Genomic DNA, 23,917 nt, shown 5'->3' with positions numbered 1-23,917 from the left:
AACAGCTTTTATTTATGAGAAATATTATATATATATACATTCTTTTTATAGGCATTTTTTCTATAGGATGCAGTGAAGATACAATTAGTGAAATAGGAACTGGTAAATTAGCAGGTACAGTTGTAGAACAAAGTTCAAATATCCCTCTTGCAAATGTCAAAATCTCTACAAACCCGGCGTCAAGTACTACATTTTCTGATGATGAGGGCAATTTTCAGTTAGATGAAATCTCTTCAGGTTCATATTCTGTTCAAGCTGAACTAGAAGGTTATGCCACAGCTTTTGAAGCAGCTGCGGTAACAGTAGGAGGGATAAGCAATGTTGTTTTTGAATTAAAAACAGCTTCAGATAATAACAAGTCTCCTTTGACGCCAAATTTACTGTATCCAGAAGATGGTGATATAATATTTACATCTGATATAGAGTTTGTATGGTCTTCTGCATCTAGTGATAATGATGATATATCCTATATCTTACAGTTAAGAAATGGCAGAACTAATAGTTCTGAAATATATACAATTGTAAATGATACTACATTTAGTGTGTCTAACTTAGAATTAGGAACTAGTTATTTTTGGCAGATAGCAGCAGATGATTCAATAAACGATAAAGTTCAAAGCTCTATAAGCCAGTTTCAAACAGATTTAAATGAAGATTTTAACTTCTTATTTACACGCCTTCAAGATGGTAACTCTGTCATATATGCTGGATCTTCTAAGGACTTTGGAGTCGAATTTCAGGTTACATCTAGTTCTACTAATAGTTATAGGCCCAGAAAAAATTTAGACGTCAATAAAATGGCCTTTTTAAGAACTTCTGGAGGGGTTACTAATATATTCACTGCTAACTTAGATGGTACAGATTTAAAACAAATTACCTCATCCATACCTGTAAATGGCTTCAGATTAGACGAAATAGATTTCGCGTGGGCAGTAAATGGTTCTAAAATTTACTATCCTAGTTTTGATAAACTTTATAGCGTTGATGCTACAGGAGGAGGAACAAGACTTATTTATCAAACCACAGATGGTAGTTTTATAACCGAGGTGAGTACTACAGATTTTAACAATAATGTGATAGCACTCAAAACAAATAATTCTAGTGGATATGGGGTTAAAATTTTTACCTTAAACCTAAATACAAAAACTATAGAGCGTACAATTCTTGAAAATGTTAATGGCGCAGCAGGAGGATTAGGTTTAAATGCTAATGCTTCGCAATTAATTTATTCTAGAGATATTAGTGGATCTGAAAACGACCAATATCGTATTTTTCAAAGTAGATTATTTTTATATGATTTTAACACGGGTCTATCAACTCAATTAGAGACAGATGTAGCTTTAGGAGAGAATGAACTTGACCCTATATTCTCTCCATCTGAAGGTTCTATTGCTTTTACACGAGTAAAAAATAATATAGGAGCGACTCCTTCTATTTATAATTATATTTTTAATGATAATTCTGGAGACGATGATCAACTCTTATTTTTAAACGCAGCAATGCCAGATTGGGAAGAATAATTTAATTAACTAATCAACCTTAAGAACGTCCTGAAATTTCAGGACGTTTTTATTTCTTACTTTTGCCAAATAATTAACAAGGATGAGTCAGGAGATTTCTAAAAGGTACGCGGGTCGTGGTGTTTCGGCTGGTAAAGAAGATGTGCATAACGCAATTAAAAATGTAGATAAAGGGTTGTTTCCACAAGCCTTTTGTAAAATTGTTCCAGATTATCTTACGGGTAGCGATGAGCATTGTCTTATTATGCATGCAGATGGCGCAGGTACAAAATCTTCATTAGCCTACATGTACTGGAAAGAGACCGGTGATATTTCTGTGTGGAAGGGAATAGCCCAAGATGCATTAATTATGAATGTTGATGACCTGCTTTGCGTGGGAGCAACAGATAATATTTTGCTTTCCTCTACTATAGGTAGAAATAAAAATCTAATTACGGGTGAGGTTATTTCTGCAATTATTAACGGTACTGAAGAGCTTATTGAAGACTTAAGCAATCACGGCGTTACCATTAAAAGTACTGGTGGTGAGACGGCAGATGTAGGTGATCTTGTACGTACAATTATTGTAGACTCTACGGTTACTGCGAGAATGAAGCGAGAAGATGTTGTAGATAATGCACATATTAAACCTGGTGATGTAATTGTTGGATTGGCAAGTTTTGGCCAGGCTACTTATGAAAAAGAATATAATGGAGGAATGGGAAGTAATGGTCTTACTTCGGCACGTCACGATGTTTTTGGTAGTTATTTAGCCGAAAAATATCCTGAAAGTTTTGATCACGCTGTACCCTCAGATTTAGTGTATAGTGGTTCTAAAAAACTAACGGATGCGATAGATAATTCATCGCTAAATGCAGGGAAATTAGTTTTATCACCTACGCGTACCTATGCACCTGTCATTAAAAAAATTCTTCAGGAAGTTGATCGCAATTTATTACACGGCATGGTACATTGTAGTGGAGGAGCACAGACCAAAGTTTTGCACTTCGTTAATAATGTACATATTGTAAAAGATAACCTTTTTGAACTTCCGCCATTATTTAAACTTATACAGGAAGAAAGTGGCACGAGCTGGAGAGAAATGTATCAGGTTTTTAATATGGGACATCGTATGGAACTTTACGTAGATCCTGCTTTGGCTGAAGAAATCATTGCTATTTCCAAATCTTTTAATATAGAAGCTCAGGTTATAGGAAGGGTTGAAGCTTCAGAATCTAAAAAATTAACAATTAAAAGTACGTTTGGCACGTTTACCTATTAGTAGTAATTAAATAATTTTCGGTTTGTATAAGATTTTTTTCTCCTTAGCGCTATTGTCTGGCTTACTTTTTAATCAAGCACTAACGGCACAGCACGTGGCTTTTCCACTACCTATTAAGAAAAACCTTATTAAAAAACTTACAGACCAAATCATTATTCAAGAACCCACAAACTGGACTGAAATAAACAGAGTAGGTCTAGATTTGAGTGAAGTTGCTTTTGTAAACTGGAATTCAGGAGGTAGTAACTCTATTTCAGGATTAGCAGAGCTTGTTATAGAAAGAAATTATAATGATGAGCGCACTAAATGGAGAAATAAACTTTCAGGTAGATTTGGTATAAATAGTCAGGAAGGAAGAGAGATTAGAAAAACCGATGACATGATTGAGATCACGTCTGATTATGGGTATCGCAGGGATACTATTTCTAACTGGTATTATTCTGCAAAATTTAGATTTGCTTCACAATTTACAAATGGTTATAAATACCCAGATACTAGTGTGCCTATTTCTCAATTTATGGCACCCGGCTATATATTTTTAGGAGTAGGAAGTGAATATGGTAAGCGTATAGATAACCTATCTATATACGCTTCTCCCTTAACTTATAAATCAACATTTGTTTTAGATCAAGATTTGGCAAATAATGGCTCATTTGGTGTAACACCAGCCGTACGTGATGCTGATGGAAACATCATTAAAGAAGGTGAGAATGTAAATAGCGAACTAGGAATTCTCTTACAAAGTGTGTTGAAGGCAAAGCTAATGGAGAATATAAATTTTACAAATTCTATAAATCTCTATACAGATTATTTAAATAGCTTTGGAAACGTAGATGTTGACTGGGAATTAAATTTGAATTTTAAGGTGAATAGTTTTGTACTTGCCAGATTAGGTTCGCATTTAAAATATGATAACGATATTAAGATTACCGAAACAAATGTTGACGGTGAGGAGATTACGATGGGAGCCAGAACACAATGGAAACAGCAACTAGGTATCGGGGTTATTGTTGACTTTTAAAAAAAAACTCATTTTCTGAAAACCCTCCATTCTGTTTTATCGTATGTTTATTACTCTCAACTTTTTCTATGATTAAAACATTATGAGTTTTCTAAAGTCCATAAATTCTAAGGATAGAATTTACTTTATACTTTTCGTCGTATTAGCCATATTGGTTAATTTGACCGTTATTGCGTATATGGACTTAGAAACCAGTCGATTAATTCGATTGATTACTGTTTTTCTCTTTTTTATATACTACACTTTAAAACGAGGACATTTTAACGTTTGGATGCTTTCTGTTCTAGCATTTTTCTTTGTAAAAGATGTGTTTTTTCAGTTTTATGAGGAGGCCTGGGGGTATAAACTTTATTTAATTTTTGGAACATTAGGCTATTTGACCATTGTTTTAGAGCGTTTACCCAAACTTTCTGAAATTAAATTTAAGCCGGGAATTGTTCTTATAACAGCCATTTTAGTGGCAGCTAATACTTATACGCTTTACATTATTATGAATATGGTAAGTTATACCTTTCATGATGGTGTAGAACCTGTACTTTTATATTTATATGGAGCATCAATGATGCTACTAGGTGTAGAGGCAATCGCCTATAACAATAAGTATAACAGCACACGTTCGTTAATTTATACCTTCTTTGCATTTGGTTTTGTTTTTTCTGACATTGCCGCACTTTTTGCATACTATTTTGGATTCGATATTTTTTATTACTTCGATAGATTCTTATTTTTATCTGCTCTGGGTATGTATGTTCACTACAGCCTCAACTATGAGAGTATTAGAGAAGAGTACTTTCAGTATGAGATGATAGATAAAAATTTATAGGTCACCCGGCTTCTCATTTCTATTAACTTTTTCTTTTTTATAGTAAGCATCAGATTTATTTTTCCTGAAAAGTTTTAATATTGATTCAACTAATTAATTTTAAATGATGAAAAATCTTCTGGGCATAGGTTCACGCATAAAACACGATCAATTGGGTCTGGGTGTTGTGACAAACATTACTTCAAAATTGTACTGGGTAACATTTATTGAAAACGGGTTAGAAACGATAGATATTGATTCTGATTTTGAGGTTATTGAAGCGGTTGAAGATGATGTTGACAGTGTTAGCTTCTATGAAGTCGAAAAGACGCTAAGAAATCTTCTGAAGCAGTATTCAGATATATCAGAGGTTGTTCCTATAGCAGATAAATGGAGAGGAGGCTCGATTACTTTAAATCCCGCTGATCCTAATCTGGCCAATAAAGAAATCCCTATAGATAGTTTTTTTCATAAGATTGTTATGGTACGGGATCGCATACGTGTTATGGAGCAAAAAATTAATGCTAGTAAAAACCTGGATGATCAGGAGAAAATAGATTTACAGCAATATATTACGCGTATTTATGGTAGTCTAACCACTTTTAATGTTTTATTTAAAAACAGTACGCAAAATTTTAAAGGAGAAGGTAAATCTAAGTAGCGATAAAAGCTCAGATTAAATAAATTCAGTAAATGGTCTAAGAGAAATTAATGAATCTCTTAGACCGTTTTCTAAAAACAATTGGTTTTACCTATTGTTTTTCAGTTTAAACACTTCTTTTAAAGTCCCTTCAACGGGAGAGTTATCAGCATTTGTTTCCATAATATCTGCCATATTGGCCCACCATTTTTTAACTATGGGGTCATTCGGTAAACGTGCAGTGCTGTGATTTGATTCTAAATTTTGAAAACCAAAAAGTGTCCCTGTATGCTCATCGAGATAGATAAAATATTCCTTAATTCCAGAATTATTAAGAAGTGATTCTAGTTCTGGCCAAATATGATCGTGACGGCGTTTATATTCTTCTTCAAAACCCGGTATTAATTTCATCGTAAATGCGTGAGTCATAAGTTTAAGAGGCTTATTGTTTTTTTTAAAATTTATAATTTCTAGTCGTATAGTTTACCTTCGGAAACTGCACTATCTATATAAAGGCGCTAATTTCTTAATTCTACATTAACTTTTGGAGTATCCTTGCTAAATTCAGCTTTAAGTACATCCTGAAGGTATCTTAGTTTTATAGGATTAGTTAAGCTTAGATTCTTAGTTTCAGAAGGATCAATTTCTATATTGTAAAGGGCATAATCAGGTGCACGTTCTAAGTGTCTGGTGCGTATTAGCTTAAAAGGTTTGATAATTAAGCTTTCTTGAAGATGACCGCGTAAGTAAATAGGTTTTGAGCGTTCTAAAGTAGTTTGTTTTAAAAGGTGCTGAGCAGGCTCCCCTTCTACAGTAACCGGTATTTTAGTTGTTAATGCCCATTTTAAAAAGGTAGGCATCCAGTCTGTAACATTTATATAATTAGAACTTTCACCTTGTTCGATGTGATTTTTCCAGGATATAATAGCCGGAACCCGTATAGCTCCCTCATAATTTGAAGTTTTAAAATCTCGAAGCGGTAAATTGCTTCCCAGCGTTAAATTAGGTCCGAATTTACCTGCATAGAGTTCGTTTGAAGGAATCCAGTTTTGCTGTGCTCCATTGTCGCTTATAAACAAAACAACAGTATTTTCTATTAGGTTGTGATCATTTAGAGCATTTAGAACCCTGCCAATACCAGAATCCATATGGCTCATTGCAGCTGCGTATGCTCTGCGGCTGCTATCTTTTATCACAGTATATTTTTCTAACCATTGTTGAGGCTCTTGCAGGGGTATATGAGGAGCGCTGTATGCTAATTGTAGATAAAAGGGGGTTGTAGTGTTTTGCTCATAAATATAATTGACTGCGGCATTTGTCAAAAGATCTGTTACGTGACCATCTTCAGTAATAAATTTTCCATTTTTATACCAGGTACTATCGCCATTTTTGTAGGTGTGTGCGTATTGATCTAGTTGACCGTGCAGAAAGCCGTAAGAAGTATCAAAACCATAAGCTTCGGGCCCATTTTCGGGTTTCAAGCCCAGATGCCATTTACCCATTAAAGCGGTTTTATAGTTTAACGCTTTTAAAGACTGCGGAAGAGTTTTAAGAGAGTCTGGCAAACTCAATTCACTGCGCCCGCTAATGGGAGCAACAATGCCCATTCTACTGGCAGGTCTGCCAGTTAAAAAACTAGCACGAGCAGGTGAGCAGGTGGGATAGGTGTAAAACCTATTAAGTTGAAGACCAGATTCTGCAAGGCTGTCTAATGTAGGTGTCTTAATTTCAGAACCATTAAAACTAAAATCATTCCAGCCGGCGTCGTCTGCGATAATTACCAGAAAATTAGGTTTTACAACTTTTTGAAAATCTTCCGTAACGTCTGTTTTAGTTTTATTTTGACAAGCGCTGAGTACTAGAAACAGCAATGCTGCAGTAAAAAGCTGCAGCATTGTTAGTTTATTAATAATTTTGATTAAGTATTTAGATTTCAAAGTAATACGCATTTAATTTTTAAGGTCGATTAATCTTTTAATCTCATTTAAGTAAACTTGTTTAGCCTCATCTGTAAGTTGAAAGTAAAACGAACCACCAGAATCTGCTCCAAACCCAAAATAAGTACGAGGGCCTGCAGGAGACTCACCGGCACCTTCATAAAATTCTACATTGGGCTCAAAACGTACATAAAGCATGGCACCACCTTCATCATTATTTGCTTCGCCGGGAGCACTTGTAACCATTACTTTTCCGTTTGTTTGGGTAGCAGTGTAAAGAAGGTTTATAGGGGTGCTTAGCCAGGATAATAAATCATTATTTTCTAGCGTAACGTTTTGAAAAACGGCATCTGTGGGGTCTTCAATCTTAGCCTTCATCACTACCGAAGAAGTTGTGAACGGTACAGGATCACTTGCCTGATTAAACCAATTAATACGACTATTGCGAGATATCCATTGAGAATTTAAAATTAAGGGTACTGTTAATGAATTCCAGGCCGTTTTACTGGTGCCATTAAAATTACCAGAACTACCGGAACGACCTATAATTACTAAATCTGCACCGTTCAATTCATCAATTTTACTTTGATCATTGGGGTCAAATCTACTATGATCATACTTCGTGCTTACAATAAAGCCGTTTGTACGCAACCATTCAATTTGAACATTATCATTTGCACCATTTGCAATAAAATAAATTACCGGAGGTGCAGCAAATGAGGTCTCTGTATAATTAGAATATATGGTATCTATTGCCGTAGGAGTAGGGCGGTAGGCTGATCTATATTTAAGAACAGATTTATTTTTATAATCTGGTATAGAGATCGTATTTAAATTAGCATCTAAATATACATCTTCAGTATCACCATCTAGATTGATATAGGTGATTTCGGTACCTATTATACCGCTGCTAGCGGCTGTAGGGCCATATTCTAAATCAAGTTTATTATCTAATAAAAGTCCCGATATTAATTCTCTGTTTAAAGCGCTATTTTTAAACTCTTCACCAAAAACGGCAGCCGCACCTTTCAGGATTTTAGAACTTTCACCGGTATTACTAAAAGTTTGAACTTCAAAAGTATATAGGCGTTCTTCAAGGTTTTCAATAAGAGCATTTATAGTATCTGGAGTCGATGTTGCATTTACAGGAATAGACAATGCGCCAGCATCCCAGGTAATTTTAACCTCAGATATGTTCTCATCATCTATGACACCCTTAACAAGTACTCTATTTTCTCCAGACTGAATTTCAAAGAATTTTAATTCTGCCAGAGCATTTGTTTCATCATCAGGACTTAGCAAGTATTGATCGTCAGACTTACAAGAAATACCACTAATGACAATAAAAGTCAAGAGTAGTAGTCGTGTCGAAATTTTTCTAATCAGTTTCATAGTAACTCTTTTATATTAAGTTTAAATGCTAATTATTTAATCTTCGGTACTCCAAACAAAGGGTAAGTACCAGTTTTCTTTAGACATCAGTTTTGTACGGATTGAGGCAGCCTGTGAATTGCCGTCTGCAGCTAATTTTGCGTATACTTTATCGGCTAAAAATGACGGGTCGTTTCTTCTTAATGCGACCCTCACAAGGTCTCCCCATCTGTTACCCTCGTATGCTAGTTCTAGAGCTGCTTCTTCAATGATATTATTCTCTATAGAAATTAAGCTGTCACCTACAACCGGTGCGCGTTCTATGTAGGCGCGGCCTCTTAAACCACCACTACGATGCCAGTCTGCTCTAAATCTGGGAAAGTCGCCATTACGCGCATCAAAGTCGTATGGGAACGGCTGAAACGTTTGCTCTATATCTGTCTTATCTGTCACGCCAGCAACGGTATATTCATTGCGTATCCCAAAGTTTAATAATGCATCTGCAATTCTATGTTGATTGTCACGGTTTGCAGCTTCTGCATATCGAAGATGTAAGGTTGCAGCTCTGTACAAAAACCAATTTCCATCTGTTTGAAAAACGTCGATAGGCATTTGTCTAATAGGATCTAAGAAGTTATAGATATACTTCATAATTACCTCATCACCATCTATCATATTATAGGAGAAGCGCTTTCCTCTAGCGTCATACGGAAAGCCATTTTGCTGCTTTTGATTTTCCCAAAGATTCATTGCATTCTTTGAAGGCTTAACCAGATAATCACCACCGCGATTAGAAAATAGGTCTATAAAGGGATTTTTAGGAGCAAAGTCGCTATCAAACGGTAATGACCAAATCCATTCGGTATTCCATAATACATCGCGCTCTCTGGCAAAGATTGAGCGCCATCCTTGCGTATTATTATTAACCAGAGATCGAGCATCCTGCTCACTATATCTTCTATATCCTACGGCTAAATCATTATTTGAGGCAATCTCAGCATATTTAATTCTGTACACATCATAACGCTCAACATCATTACCGCTTCTGGAGCCTGTTTCCATCACATTTTTGTAGTGTATTGCTGCCTGTGTATAATTTTTATTCCACAATTGTAAATCACCTAAAATGCATTCTTTATTGATAAAAAATTTTGCCGTATTGTATCCATCTACATCAATAACTAAAGTGCTGTCCTCAGAATAAGGGCTTGTATAGTTAAGCCCTTCAGTAAACTCAACGAGGTTTTGTATTAACTCTTGAAAAGGGATTTTTGGATATTTTGAGGTGTCTAATACATCATTCAGGTTTTCTAAAGGTTCTGTAATATAAGGCACTTCACCATAATGAATACCTAACTGCAGATATACCCATGAGCGTAATGCACCTATATCTGAATAGCGCTGATTGTATTCTGTCTGCGTGAATTTTTTATCAGCAAGCATCTTATCAAAATTCTTAAGATTGTCATTACAGTTTTGAATAACCTCATAGAAGTCTTTAGGATTTGCAAATCTATTATCTGATGTTACAGCGTGTTGCGAAAGTTCAATAAGTTCTGGATCTGAGTTACGTGTTGTAGTCATCAAATCTGCACGTAATTCATTAAGTAATACGTATTTTTCAGCAAGCTGCATAAACTTTCCGTAGGTACCTACAATTGCTGCATCTGCATCAAAAACATCTCTGTATACCTGATCAGAATTTAATTTATCTTGAGGCTCAACGTCTAGATACTCCTGGCAGGACGTAAAGCTTAATATAAAAGCAAGCACCCCAAGAGTTATAGTTTTTCTGTTAATTTGAATCATTGTCATCATTTTTCTTAGCTCTATAAGATTATGTTATTATAGCCCCAGGCGTACGCCTATTTGTATTGTAGTAAATTGAGGTACAAGACCTATATCTGCACCTTGTCCAAAAATGGATGAGGTAGCGCTAAACTCAGGATCGTAACCTAAATAATCTGTTAGTGTAAATAAATTGTTTGCTGTTGCATAAATTTTTACGGCATTTAAATAATCAAGATCAAGTGGTATATCATAGGCCAGAACTAGCGTTTTAAGTCTTAAATATGAACCGTCTTCAATCCATCGGTCTGAAAAAGAGGCATTACCCATAGGATCTCCCCAAACTGCTCTGGGGATTGAAGTTTGCTGCCCTTCTGCAACCCAGCGATTACGTACTGCAATGCTCTGATTTTCATAACCACTCATTTTTTCTAAATTATTGCGAAGGCCATTATAAATATCATTACCCACAGAAAAGTTGAATAAGGCTGAAAGACTAAGTCTTTTGTAGGCAAAACTCGTACTCACGCTTCCTGTAAAGTCTGGGTTGGGATTTCCTATTACTGTGCGGTCTTTCTCATCAATTACCTGATCACCGTTAAGGTCTGTAAATATTACATCACCACCTTGAAAAGGAGCAAAATTACCATTACCCAAAGGTATTTTTGAACCTGCCGTAGTCGCCTCTGCTGTTGTGGCATAGACGCCATTTGTTTGATACCCAAAAAATAAATTAGCATCTTCCCCTTCGTGCGTGATATATGTAGCACCACCAAACTGAGATAAAATCATCTCATTAGGAATATCTGTTACTTCATTTATATAACGTGATAGCCTAAAACCTAAATCAAATTTTATATCTGAAGTATTTACTAATCTGCTGTTTAATGAAAGATCGATACCGCGGGTTTGCATAGTACCGCTATTAGAAACAATATTATCAAAACCACTTGTTGTGCTAATGGTTTCATACGTAATCATATCTGTTGTTTTATTCTCATAAACATCAACCGATGCATTTAAGCGCTCATTAAAAAGCGCTATATCTGCACCCAGATTAATTTTACGTACCGTTTCCCACTTCAATTCTGGGTTTCCTATATTATCACGCACCAGACCTTGAAGTCCTAATAAGTTTTGTGATACATACAATTGTTGAGCTGTATAGTTACCTATATCATCGTTACCTGTAAACCCTACACTACCTCTCAACTTTAAGAGGTTAATCGCCTTTATATTTTTTAAGAAATTTTCTGAAGAAATAAGCCATCCTGCAGATAATGATCCCATTGTAGCAAAACGAGATCCTCCTATAGTTACACCTCCATCTTCAATTGCATCACCAAAACGGCTAGAACCATCTAAAGCTGCATTAAAGGTTACAAAGTATTTATTTAGATAATCATACTCTGCGCTTAAATAGGAGTTTACCCAGTTCCATTCGCCCAGTGCACCACCTACAAATCGTAAAAGATTACTTCCTGCACCTACACTGGTAAAATCATCTGTAGCAGAATTAAACCCTAGGCCCAGATCACTTTCAGAATTATTATTTTGAGTACGTAAGCCCAGGCGCAGGTCAAGTTTATTTTTAAAGTCTAATTGTTTTGAGTAATTAAGATAGGTATCTGTAAGAATGCTGTACAATCGTTGCACTTCACTACCACTTCTGTTAGTTGCAATTGCAGTAGGCAGCACAAGATCTGCAACACCAAAATCTGGAATAAAGAAACTCTCGCGCTCTTTGTTATAGCTGATACCAACTATGGTATGGGCACTAAAATTTTTATTAAACTGATATTTAAAATTAAGGTTACCAAAAAAGCGGTAATTTTTATTTACTCCAAAACCATTATCTAAAATAGCTAAAGGGTTACTTACATTAAATAAATCTACATCGTCTAAATTAGGTGAAACTTCACCTGAAGCATTTATGGCATTTATCGCCATAAAAGGAGATTTAGTTAGTGATAAATATAACGGACTCGTTTTGTAAGCTAAGCCTTGATCGCTTTGGTATTCTGTATTATGTATAAAAGAAAGGTTAGCGTCTACAAAAAGTTTGTCTGTAAGTTTTAAGGAAGCATTTAAACGAGTGTTGTAGCGCTCCAGGCCAGAATTTTTTAGGATTCCGTCACTGTTTAAATATCCTACCGAAAGACCATATTTAGCGATATCGTCACCACCTCTAATCTTCAGATAATAGTTTTGATTACCACTATTTTTAAAAACCTGTTCTTGCCAGCTTGTATTATTTCGATATCTGAAGTAGTTACCGGTAGAACGGTCCTCACTTACCCAGGGCTGATTTTCAATTTGGGTTTGACTGTCTCCACGGGTAGCTACTAACTGCGATAAATAACTTCGATATTCACCAGAATTTAATACAGGAAGACGATCTGGAATTTGGTTAACACCGCCGTACATTGTAAAATCTATTTTAGTGCTTAAATCTACAGCTCGGGTTGTGGTAATAATTATGACACCATTTGCACCTTTTGTCCCGTAAAGTGATGAGCCATCTTTAAGAACAGAAACATCTTCAATATCTTTGACATCTAACATAGATAGAGGAGAAGAGGTGTTATTCTGAATTATCCCTGACCCGTAATCTTCATCATCGTAAATCAAGCCATCTACGATTAATAGCGGTTTGTTAGTTGCATAAAGCGAATTAAATCCTCTTAAGGTAAGATAAGCCCCAGAGCCTTGTACCCCAGATTTGCGTACGCTGTTAAGACCAGCAACTTTACCTTGTAGAAAGTCTCCTACAGATTCATTAACAGGATTGCTCCATTGCAATTCATCAAAATCTTCAACGTGCGTAGCCTGTGTACCGGTATATTGTAATTGATCGTTACCCGGTAAACGAGCAACTTCATAAAATGGAGAATAATTAGCTTCAAACAATTCTATTTCAAAACCATTTTCTCTATTATTAATAGGGAATACTTTTGCTTGATATTCTAAACCACTTATACTTAATAGCGCATTTAGATGCGGTACTTTTATTGAAAATGTACCATCTTCATTAGTAATAGCAGCAGAAAAGTTTTCAACGGCAATACTTATTCCTGAAATTCCTTTGCCGGTTTTAGCATCTTTGATAAGACCTTCTACTGCTATACCTTCTTGACTCCGGGTTTTAACCGCTGTAGAATCTGCAGAAGTTTGCGCATAAAGTCCTTCATCTATTCCACCGAAGAACAGTATGCTAAGAAGACAGGTTAGTTGTAATTTTTTGAGCATAACGATTGGTTTAAAAGACTTTATTTAATTACAGGTACTAGTTTAAGATAATCTAGACTTAAGGTGTTTGCACCGTCTGAGGTTGAGTTTGCAGCCATAAGCGAGACCAGTGTTTGACCACTTCCTTTTAGAGTTAATTCAAATTCACCTACATAAACTTCTTCGTAAACATTAGGCGCTACGTTAGTATAAGGTAATTCTGCAAATGGCTCATTTAAGCTACCATCAACTGCAGATATAAAACCTCCTATATTCACGCGTTGCTGAAAGGTATTAGTTTGTATATCATTTATAGCTCGCCAGTAAACCTTATAGGTGGTGGTGTATAAATTAGACGCACCATAGTAAATGGTAAATCTATTTACACGGTGATTCTGTATCATTATATCATTAAAGATGTTTCCGCTAGGATCTTCTTTTTCACGATAAAATGTATTGCCGCGTTTATCTCCCTGGCTAAATTGAAAAGGTTCTTCTCCTTCAATGATCGTTGTGAGCAGGCGGGTTTCGAGGGGTACTTCTAATTTACCCATCACATAAACAACGCCATTGCTTAATTGTATCTCTTCAGCTATAGTAGCGTCATTTAACGGTACTTTTACTCCAAATTTAGACACTAACGTATCGGGTAAATTCTCGCGAGCAATTGCTTTATGAAAAGCCAAATCTCGTACTGTAAAATAATTTGTATAGGTTGTAGTAGAGTCTTCACTTATACGATTCATATAAGGTCTTAATCGCTCGGTCTCCGTTACAAAGCTTCCGTCTTCTAAAAGAAAAAAGGTGTATTTATTTTCCTCATTATTAAGATTGTAGACATTTGTAAAGTAGGAGTTCGTTAATGAATCTGCATAAATACCGGGTAGTGCTAATGACTTTTGAACGCTATCTCTAGAATAAATATTAACATCATTAAGATCTATTAAATATTTACTCATTGCGTTAGTAGAAGCTTTATTCTTTATAAACTCCCAAATATTCTTTTTAGGAGTCAAAGCTTTATCGATGATATGATATAAACCGTTTGATGTGTACTTATCTGCTTCTATAACATTTGCATCTACCATTACCTTACCGAATTTAAACTCCAGGTATTTGTTTGAATACATTTTTACGGTAACCGTATCTTGCTTCGTTACTGAAGAGAAAGCGGTTAGTGCAATATGATTTTCTACAAAGAGTTTCTTTGCAGCTGCACTTGCTAATGCTGACGCTTCTACCTGAGCTAAAGCCTCATTTGTAGGAGCCCACACCGTAAAAGTTTTTGAAGAAGCAAGAATCTTATCATAGCCGGTTTCCGTGAGTAATTTGCCAAATTCTGAAGTTTGCGCTGATGCGGTGAGTGCTTCACCCAGATTAACACTTAAATTGGTATCGCTGGTTTCTGCGTGTTCTTCCCAGGGGTCAGAACAGGAAATTACACCTGCAAGTAGTAGACCGGCAATAAGTGGCTTTATATAAGTTTTTATTGATATCATCCTAAAGGGATTAAGTTTTTTACTCATTTTATTTTGTGTTCTATTCAAAGATTAAACCATCTCCACCAGCTTGAAATTTTGGGTAAAGCTGGTCCATATCTATAGGTCTGAACTCGATTACATCAATCCACGTGTTACCGTTGCTACTATCTTGAATAGCTTCAAGTGTAATGTTATGAGTTCCTGTAGTTTCAATAGTTATAATACCTACTAACCTGCAATTAAATCGGTTAGTACTGGGTTCTATATGCCGCTTATAGCCTTGAGATTCTAATACCCGTTCTGGAAGATCTGTGTTACCATACTCTCTAAAATTTATAAGTCTGGGTAACGCAACACCATCAACAGAAACTTGTGCAGCGGCAGAAGAGCGTTCATTAACTCTATACGATACCCATACTTTATACTGCCCTTTGATAATTACAGGAGAAGTAAACGTCATGGGGTTAAGGTGACCTTGTCTAAATCTGTTTAAATCAATTACATCACCGTGCCAGGCTCTGTCAAGCTGCGAGCTACTTCCTATGGCAGCGGCTATATAACCCAATGATTGGCTATCTGGCCAGGATACTAAGCTTAACTCTGAGTTTTTAAGATAAACACCAGGAGCTCCCGGGGTTCTAAAGACCGAACTTAATTGTCTAAATTCCGGTTGATCTGCAACATCAAAATACACGGGAGCAGGTAATCTTTTCTTAATAAAAAAGTTTTCATTTACCAGGTGTAGCGTACCGTTTGATGCGGTTATATCACTGTTATCTCGATCTATGGCAACTCCTTTTTCAAGAATCCCGTTAAACGTTTCTTCGTTAAGTAATAAGGTGTCTAATGCCAGTTTAACTGTAATTACTTCTAGCGGGGCCTTTGTAATGACCGCAGGAGTAACCGCAAGATCTGCCAGATAGTTAAGCCCGGGCAGGATTCGGTATGCTACGAATAGGTTTAAACTATCCTTAGGGTTTAAAGGGTCTCCTAAATGGCTATATCTGTTTTTTAAATCTTCTAGCGTATTTAAGCCAGAATCTTCAAATGCTTCATTTGTTTGTGCTAACACGGTTAAGTAACTGGGAATACTATCTGCATCATAAGTGACCGGTAAATTTAGTTTGTCATACCAGCCGGTAGCTTTTACAGCTTCTGTAAAGAGCGTAAGAGAGGTGTCACTATCTAACGTTTGTGCAAGCGTTTTATCTGCAACGCGTAGCACCTTATCTAAAACGTGAATAACACCATTACCTACTTCAATATTAGAAGAGATAATATTTGATGTTTTATTTACAGTTATACTTGAAGTCCCATTTTTATTAGACGCTCCTGTGATTAAGAATTGTCCTTGTAAACTGGGCGCAGCGATTTTACCGTCTGTAAATTCTGTCGTTTTTATAGTTTGTTCAAGAATATGAAGTTTAGTTAAATCCTGTAATTCATCTACAGGGATGTCTGATAGTGAACTTACACCCATATCTGATAGTAAAGCAGCCACAGCATCATTGTCTGGTAAGAACAATGTGTAGGTGCCATAGGTATTCATAAAAGACGCGTAATCTGTAATTTCCAAAATTTCTAAAAAGGATGAATATTCCTCGTTAGCCTTTAAAAACTCCGTTATATTAAGTGTCTCATCTGTAGATTCTTTAAATTTTTCTGAAGTACAGTTAATAACCGTACTGGCCAATACAAAGACTAGTATAAGTCTGAGCAAAATGGGTAAGGTGAATATTTTTTTCATGACTTAAGATTATTTATAAAATGGGTTCTGTATTAAAGCTTTATTAGTAATCAGCTCATTTTCACTAATAGGTAAATAATGGCTGTTAGGGTCTTGCAGTTTTGTAGTAATACTTTGCTGTTGATTTGCAGGAGCACTTTGTAGTGCTACGCTCAATAATATATCGAGATATGCATAATTTTCTTTGCGCGCATTGCGCAGAATATCAAACCAGCGTTTGCCTTCAAAAGCAAATTCACGAGCGCGTTCTGCAAGTATATAAAGTCTAATTGCGTCTTGATTGTCTACACTAATCTGTTCTTGAGTTTGGCGTATAGCATCTCTTTTTTCGCGCAACTCACTTACAATAGCCAGCGCTTCTTCACCACGATTTAACTCATTAAGAGCTTCAGCTTTCATGAGTAATGCATCTGCATATCTGTAAACAAACCAGTGAGTGTCTGACTCTTGTAATGATTTTCTAACAGTTGTATTGAGACCGGTATATTTATAAATTTCATTAGTACCCGGTACAAGCGAACCACGTTCCCCGCGTATATCTTTATTTTCAGGATTATTAAAATCTACACCAAATACTTGCTCTAAAACAGGAGTGGCTGCGAGGTACTGTGGGCGCTGAAAGAATATACTATAAAATGGATTTAGGTTTTGAGTGGTGTATTGAAACTCAAATATACTTTCTGAAGAATTTCCTTGGGCGTAGACGATATTCAACCATTGTGAGTTGGCATCGATAAGCGCAAAGTCGCCGGTGTTTATGATTTTATTGGTTGCTTTTAAGGCTTCTTCATAATTTTCCATCCATAGGTAAACATCAGCCTGCATCGCATTTATAGCGTATTTAGTAATTCTACCTTTGTTTTGATCGCGAGCACCATAATCTTCAACTCCTAACCGTTCTGCCTCATTGAGATCTAAAAGTACCTGCGCAAAAACCTCGGCTTGTGGTGTTGTAGGTATTTGAAAATTTTCTTTATCAGATAAGGTTGCTGTTAACTTTACCGGTACATCTTTAAAGGTACGTGCGAGCGTAAAGTATAAATAAGCGCGTATCGCTAAAACTTCAGATAAATAATTATTGAGTTGCTCTTGTGTTAGAGTGGGATCTTGAGCTAAAACGCCAGGAGCCAACTCAATAACCGTATTACAATAATTAATAACCCTGTAAAATGAAGACCAGTTTGAAGTGGTATTAGAGGGTAAAATATTTGTAGTTAATACATCGCGTTGATCTTCTGAAGCCTGAGCACCGGGACTAACCATACCTCCACGTAACTCGCCATACATAAATATGTATTCTGCAATAGTCAAATCGTTTTCAGAAGGAGGTGGGTTAAGTAATGAAGAGTAGACACCTATAACACCAGCCTGTATATCTTCTTTTGTTTTCCAGAATTCATCGCGTACCGTACCATCTTCTGGTTTTAGGTCAAGGTAGCTATCACATGACTGTGTCATTACAGCCAGGATAAGTATTAATGTGTATAATATTTTAGTGCGCATAGCTTAATATTTAAAATCGTGTTTGAATACCTATGGTGAATCTGCGTGTAGGAGGTGTACGTGAGTAATCTATAGCTATTTCAAAGGGATCACCACCACGTCTTGAAACCTCAGGATCCTGACCTCGATAATTTGTAAATGTGAGTAAATTGTCTGCAGTTAGAAATACACGTAAATCATCAACTTTCATCTTTCTTAAAAATGGTTTGCTGAAACTGTAGCTAAACGTGGCAGATCTAAATCGTAAAAATGAGGCATCTTCTACATAGCGGTCAGAACCTAACCAGTTATATCCACCGCGATAAATAGCTCTGGGAATATTAGTCACATCTCCCGGGTTGCGCCATCTTGATAATACTGCGGTACTTTGATTATCAAATGAATATAGATTTGTGGTGCGCATATCGGTACCATTAATGATATCATAATTTAATCTGTAGGTAAAAAACATTAAAAGTTTAAACTGATCATTAAAGGTGATTGTAGGACCAAAACCTCCTGTAAATTTTGGATTGCTATTTCCCAGATATACGACATCACGACTGTCTATGTTACCATCTTTATTGATGTCTTCATAAATAGCATCTCCCGGTTGAAATACATAATCAGTATTAGGGAAATTAAATCGCATAAACACTTCCTGACCATTAGGACCTATAATTACATTGTTATTTGCATCTCTTGCTTTAGTGGCTTCTAAATCTGTATAGACCCCTTTAAAACGATACCCGTAGAAAGAACCAAATGGATTATCAATTTGTAAGAAGCGTTTAAACTCGCCGTTACGATCTATATTGCCACTCTCACTTGGGAAAAATTCTGAAATCTCTCGTATAATGTTTTGGTTTTGAGAAATATTGAAGTTAAAATCTATCTGCCATTTATCAGATTTGTAAGGAGTGGTATATAAACCTACTTCCCAACCTTGATTATCTATTGTTCCTACGTTTTGGTCAGACACACTGCCGTAACCGGAAACAGACGATATTGCTAAATTTTCAAATAGTAAATTAGTAGTTCGGTTTTGATATACATCTACATCAAGAATTACTTTCTTATTAAATAATTGAAGATTAAGCCCTAAGTTTTTACCGGTAAGGGTTTCAGAACGTAAATTATCTAATTGAATATTTTGAGGATAGACACCATTTAAGCCTAGATATTCAGTATCAAAGTTTCCGTAGATATTAAAATAACGGTAATCATATCTGGGTGTTCCTCCAGATTGACCATAACTGGCACGTAAACTTAAATCGTCTAAGAAATCAAAGCTCTCCATAAAAGGCTCTCCAGAAACTCTCCATCTCGTAGATATTGAAGGAAACAGGGAGTACCGGTTGTCTGCACTAAACTTTGAATTACCATCTCCGCGTATACCTACATTAAGTATATACCGATCGAGCAGGCTGTATTGTGCACTTACTAATGCAGCAACACTGCGTGATTGGCTGTTATTAGTGTATAAGCGTAAATTAGAATTTTGCGTTCTTGATGGGACTGAAGGATCAGTTAAAAGAGAAGAAGCCGTATTAGCTGTTAAAGCCTGATGTGACTCATATCTGTAATCATTTGTTTGAAGGCTAAAAAGTGCCTGTAAACTTTGTTTTGTGCCTAAATCTGGTGTATAGATCAGGTTTGTTTTTGTCGTAACTGTAGACGCATCTATATCTGCATCTGAAGCCTGATTAACAACCGTTTCTGTGATAGGTCTGCCGGTTGCGTTTTGAGGTAAAAAAGCTTTTGCTTTTGTGCTGTTAAAGTCAAACTGAAGGTCAAATGTAGATACTAAACGCTTAGGTATTAGATCTACCTGTAAGTTAAAATGTGGTACAATACGATCACCGGTTTGTTTATTACTGGCATATTCTGCGAGTGCTACCGGGTTGTAGGTACTCGGGTATGAACCTTGTATATTTATTGCCGGTGAAAAGTAGTTAGGGGTTAGATCACCCACATCGTCATACTCATAAATGCTCATGTTAGGCATCTTAGTGTATGCTACACTTCTTAACCTATCACGATCTGAAGTGCCAAAGGTATTTACATAATTACGATCTGTATCCGTATGGGTATAGGAGATATCTGTTCTAAACCGAATACGGTCTGAAACGATATAATCTAAATTTAATCTACCGTTTATACGTTCAAAACCGGTTCCTTTTGTAACTCCTTTAGAATTGTAATATCCTACCGATGTATAATAACGCGCTTTCTCACCCCCGCCTTGAAGCGATAAGGTATGCTCCCCGGTAAGACCGGTTTGGGTAATCGCTTTTACCCAATCTGTGTTATTTCCGTAGTTTTTAAAGAAATAAACCTCCTGGGGGTCATACTGAAATTCTTTAACGGTAAGCGTATTTAAAGGAATACCATCCCGGTTCATAAACTCTTCTGGGATTAATTGTGAATATTGGTCACCATTGAGCATAGGGATTGTGTTGGGTAATTGAGAATAGGTTCCTGTAAAATTGTATCCTATTTTAGGAGATCCTACAGAACCCCTTTTTGTATTGATTACTAAAACACCACCTGAGGCACGTGAACCCCACATTGCGGTTGCGGCAGCATCTTTTAAAATGGTAATACTCTCAATATCTGAAGGCGCTATATTTAAAAGTGCCGCATAACCCTGTTGATCTGCTGTCCCAAAATTAAAATCCTGTGGGATTGAAGTTTCATACGGCATACCGTCTACCACGATCAACGGGTCTGATGACCCAGATATTGATGAGGTACCTCGTATTCTAATTTGCATACCGGCACCGGGATCACCAGAGTTTGCAACAATATCAACCCCGGGAACACGGCCCTGTAAGGCTTCATCAATCGAAGCGGCCTGTGTATTTTCTACCTCGCTGGCGTTAACTGTTACATTACTGGTAGTTTGATTACGTTCTGCGATATTTAGCAAACCGCTTTCAACTTTTTTATCTACCGTAATCATTACCGTTTCTAACTCATCAACAGATGCGGTAAGTTTTACAGCATAACTGCTTTTTCCGGTAAGCGGTATCGTTTGCGAAGTATATCCCAGCGTTGAGATCACTAATTTGTTAGAAGGGCTTTTAACCCGCATTGCAAAATTTCCATCAAAATCAGAAATAACACCGGTTACGGTACGATTGTCTGCATCCTGTTCTGCAATGGTTGCTCCGGGAATTGGCTGGCCGTTACTGATATCGGTTATCGTTCCACGTACTACTAAATCACTGTTTTGAGCATTCAAAGCAGTGTTTGAAAAAACCAGCATTAGAAGTGTGAAACAATATAAAAAATAGGTAGTTTTTTGTCTCATCTTATTCTGTATATAAAAGATAGTTGTCAACTAGGTGAATTAATGATCGGTCTGCCAGATTGTTACTAAAGGCAGGTATGTAATTTGCAACGCGATTTGCAGCATCTGTAAAGAATAAATCATCTTGAGCGCTGCTAATATTGATATAGGTTTTTTCGCCCAGTTCGTCTTTTAGTAAGGTTTCAGTAAGACCGTTTATGAGTCCGTCATCAGACGCAGTACGTGTAGCTAGAATATGGTATTTTATAAAGTCTGCAACTTTATCTTTCTCACCCTGAGAGCTGGGGTTATAATTAGGAATACCTGTCGTGGTATCTCCCGGAAGTACGCCATCTCTAACAGCTTGAATGATAGCGTCATTGTTAGGGATTACAAATGTGTAAGAAGTACCTAACTCTATACCATCTATAACTCCCGCATTTTTGTCATAAAGTGATGCATTCTCTAAGAAACTATAAAAATTAGCATATTCAGAATCAGGTACTTCAGCGAGTCTTTTTAAATCAAGACCTTGTGGTTCTTCACTAAACTCTAGAAGTTTATCTATGTAATAGGTACGGCCGTTGCGTTGATCTTCAAAACCTAAAATATTAACCCGGTTGTCTAAGACCTCATTTCCTGCCGCATAAACCTGACCATTTTCCCATTTGATATATTCACCAGGAAGGTCAAAGTCTCCAGAACGGATGATTCCTGAACCAGATAAATCATTTAATTCGTTATTTGGAGTAGGTATGATTCCATTAAATAGAACACGTATTAAACGTGATCGTGCGATGTTTGCCGGCAAGACATTACCTTCAGGAGAAGTATAAGTATAGGAGGATGTGGGAATGTCATACCCAAAACCAAGATCTGCTAATACCGTATCAGATGGTAAGAATAGGGTATACCTCGCAGATAGGTTACTTATAATCTCGCGAAAACCCGAACCATCATTAAATAGTCTGGTTGCCAGCGTAAACTTAGGATCTAAATATGCAGAAGTATATACACTATAAAAAAGATTTGATTCCTGCACTTTATTGGTTCCGTAGAAAAAACCATTGCTCAAAACCTGAGCTTCAATAACATTAGAGTTAAAATCTATACGCAGATCTTCTCCCAGTTCATTATTATAGCCCGAAGCTAACGAAGGCCATACGGCACTTTGAACCATATGCGCATTAAAGAAATCTTCAAAGACATATTTTGGTAATTTATTTAAAGCAGTATAATTCTTAAGTAAGATTTCATCAATAAACTCTTGTAGAACTGCATTTTCGGGCACTATTAAGGTGTAGGCTTCACTTTGACCATCATTATCAGACTCTTTAATATAGTTTTCATTATTAGGTGAAAACGAAAGAGCTGCATCATAAACCTTTACAAAAACATTGTCAGATTTACGTGTGAAATTTTGATACGTTGTAGTAGCATCCTGATCAAAAATATAATTGACCAGATTATTCTCGAGCATACTTCTAAAAAGGCTGTAATTACTACTTTCTTCAAGCTTTTGATCCAGGTTGATTAGCGGTATTGAAACTTCACTTACTTCGTGTATTATTCCATTTTCTGCAACGATATCGGTTTCTACGGCTTCGGCTTGAAGTACGTTAAATCCCGTATAGGTAGAGTTAGGATAGAAATAATTATAGTCACTTGCCCCAAGACCCGCATTAGTCATATACTCCTCTAAAAAGTAAGTGAGGTATTTATTATTATTGTCGCCGGGAATGTAGTAATCTCCACCAGGTGAATTATTTCTGTTAGAGCCTACAACAATCATAGACTTACCATTAACAGTTTTAGTTTGAAAACCATCGTAGTAAGCCGTTCTTCTTCTAAATGAATTGCTTTCTTCCCAGCCGCCACGCGATTGATAATCACTTAAACGTTCTGTTCTAAACGCATTATAAATAAGTGCGTAGCGTACAATCTTTGCTGCAGTAACCGAATCTATTTGAGAAACATTAGAAATATTGTTTTCGGCAAAGTATTTACTAAATGCAGCATCATTAGGAGCCATCATCGTCCAGTAGCCAGACTTACTTAAAATATCTTTATAACCTGCCTTATCAATAAGCGTCGTGAAGTTTGAAAAATTACCCCGTGCTTCAAGTTGTTGAAATATGGGGTCTTCTAAATCATCAGGACGGGCGTAATATTCATCTACTTCTTCTCTGCTGCAACTACCCAAAGTAACCAGCACAAAAAGGAGTAATAAATAGTGATGTAATTTTTTATTCATTCTTAAAAACTGTTAAATACGAAATGAAATTTTAACGTTCGAATTAATTGCGAAATCGTTTGCAATCAAATGTAGTGGGCTGTTAGTTGC

The 23,917-nt window shown here is 36.3% G+C and carries 15 protein-coding genes; 5 read left to right on the top strand and 10 right to left on the bottom strand.

Annotated elements, in window-relative coordinates; translation table 11 throughout:
- The first annotated feature begins 14 nt into the window (after window positions 1–14).
- The 5 genes from P164_RS09915 to P164_RS09895 all read left to right on the top strand — a co-directional run bounded on the left by P164_RS09915 (window position 15) and on the right by P164_RS09895 (window position 5,265).
- Window positions 15–1,520, top strand: coding sequence for a carboxypeptidase regulatory-like domain-containing protein (locus tag P164_RS09915; protein WP_028376237.1), 1,506 nt, complete (start codon window positions 15–17; stop codon window positions 1,518–1,520).
- 82 nt (window positions 1,521–1,602) lie between these two features.
- Window positions 1,603–2,781, top strand: coding sequence for an AIR synthase related protein (locus P164_RS09910; protein WP_028376236.1), 1,179 nt, complete (start codon window positions 1,603–1,605; stop codon window positions 2,779–2,781).
- A gap of 22 nt (window positions 2,782–2,803) precedes the next feature.
- On the top strand, window positions 2,804–3,802 hold the full coding sequence (locus P164_RS09905; protein WP_035899740.1) for a DUF3078 domain-containing protein: 999 nt from the start codon (window positions 2,804–2,806) through the stop codon (window positions 3,800–3,802).
- 82 nt (window positions 3,803–3,884) lie between these two features.
- The gene (locus P164_RS09900) at window positions 3,885–4,625 is read left to right on the top strand and encodes a hypothetical protein (RefSeq protein ID WP_125411774.1); all 741 of its coding nucleotides are present in this window, start codon (window positions 3,885–3,887) and stop codon (window positions 4,623–4,625) included.
- Window positions 4,626–4,731: 106 nt separating this feature from the next.
- A complete protein-coding gene (locus P164_RS09895; RefSeq protein WP_028376233.1) occupies window positions 4,732–5,265 on the top strand; it encodes a hypothetical protein in 534 nt (177 codons plus the stop codon).
- Between the two features lie 87 nt (window positions 5,266–5,352).
- Here the strand turns inward: P164_RS09895 and rhaM are convergent, their stop codons facing one another.
- The 10 genes from rhaM to P164_RS09845 form a co-directional block, all read right to left on the bottom strand.
- Window positions 5,353–5,673 carry an L-rhamnose mutarotase gene (gene rhaM, locus P164_RS09890; protein WP_028376232.1) on the bottom strand — a complete coding sequence of 107 codons (321 nt, stop codon included), beginning with the start codon at window positions 5,671–5,673 and terminating at the stop codon, window positions 5,353–5,355.
- A gap of 89 nt (window positions 5,674–5,762) precedes the next feature.
- On the bottom strand, window positions 5,763–7,139 hold the full coding sequence (locus P164_RS09885) for a sulfatase-like hydrolase/transferase (protein WP_028376231.1): 1,377 nt from the start codon (window positions 7,137–7,139) through the stop codon (window positions 5,763–5,765).
- A 54-nt stretch (window positions 7,140–7,193) separates the two neighbouring features.
- Window positions 7,194–8,573 carry a DUF4998 domain-containing protein gene (locus P164_RS09880; protein ID WP_081817362.1) on the bottom strand — a complete coding sequence of 460 codons (1,380 nt, stop codon included), beginning with the start codon at window positions 8,571–8,573 and terminating at the stop codon, window positions 7,194–7,196.
- 36 nt (window positions 8,574–8,609) lie between these two features.
- Window positions 8,610–10,361, bottom strand: a complete 1,752-nt coding sequence (locus P164_RS09875) for a RagB/SusD family nutrient uptake outer membrane protein (RefSeq protein ID WP_035899739.1) — start codon at window positions 10,359–10,361, stop codon at window positions 8,610–8,612.
- A 36-nt stretch (window positions 10,362–10,397) separates the two neighbouring features.
- Entirely contained in the window at window positions 10,398–13,589 is a 3,192-nt protein-coding gene (locus P164_RS09870) for a SusC/RagA family TonB-linked outer membrane protein (protein ID WP_028376229.1), read from the bottom strand.
- A gap of 20 nt (window positions 13,590–13,609) precedes the next feature.
- Window positions 13,610–15,067, bottom strand: coding sequence for a fasciclin domain-containing protein (locus P164_RS09865; RefSeq protein ID WP_028376228.1), 1,458 nt, complete (start codon window positions 15,065–15,067; stop codon window positions 13,610–13,612).
- Between the two features lie 40 nt (window positions 15,068–15,107).
- The gene (locus P164_RS09860) at window positions 15,108–16,796 is read right to left on the bottom strand and encodes a fasciclin domain-containing protein (RefSeq protein ID WP_028376227.1); all 1,689 of its coding nucleotides are present in this window, start codon (window positions 16,794–16,796) and stop codon (window positions 15,108–15,110) included.
- Between the two features lie 9 nt (window positions 16,797–16,805).
- Window positions 16,806–18,299, bottom strand: coding sequence for a RagB/SusD family nutrient uptake outer membrane protein (locus P164_RS09855; RefSeq protein ID WP_028376226.1), 1,494 nt, complete (start codon window positions 18,297–18,299; stop codon window positions 16,806–16,808).
- A gap of 10 nt (window positions 18,300–18,309) precedes the next feature.
- Window positions 18,310–21,594, bottom strand: coding sequence for a SusC/RagA family TonB-linked outer membrane protein (locus P164_RS09850; protein WP_028376225.1), 3,285 nt, complete (start codon window positions 21,592–21,594; stop codon window positions 18,310–18,312).
- Window position 21,595: 1 nt separating this feature from the next.
- Window positions 21,596–23,827 carry a fasciclin domain-containing protein gene (locus P164_RS09845; RefSeq protein WP_028376224.1) on the bottom strand — a complete coding sequence of 744 codons (2,232 nt, stop codon included), beginning with the start codon at window positions 23,825–23,827 and terminating at the stop codon, window positions 21,596–21,598.
- Between the last annotated feature and the right edge of the window lie 90 nt (window positions 23,828–23,917).

Source organism: Leeuwenhoekiella sp. MAR_2009_132 (assembly GCF_000687915.1).
GTDB lineage: Bacteria > Bacteroidota > Bacteroidia > Flavobacteriales > Flavobacteriaceae > Leeuwenhoekiella.
Note: the sequence above shows the minus strand (reverse complement) of the source record. Positions and strands in the feature narration are given on the sequence as shown.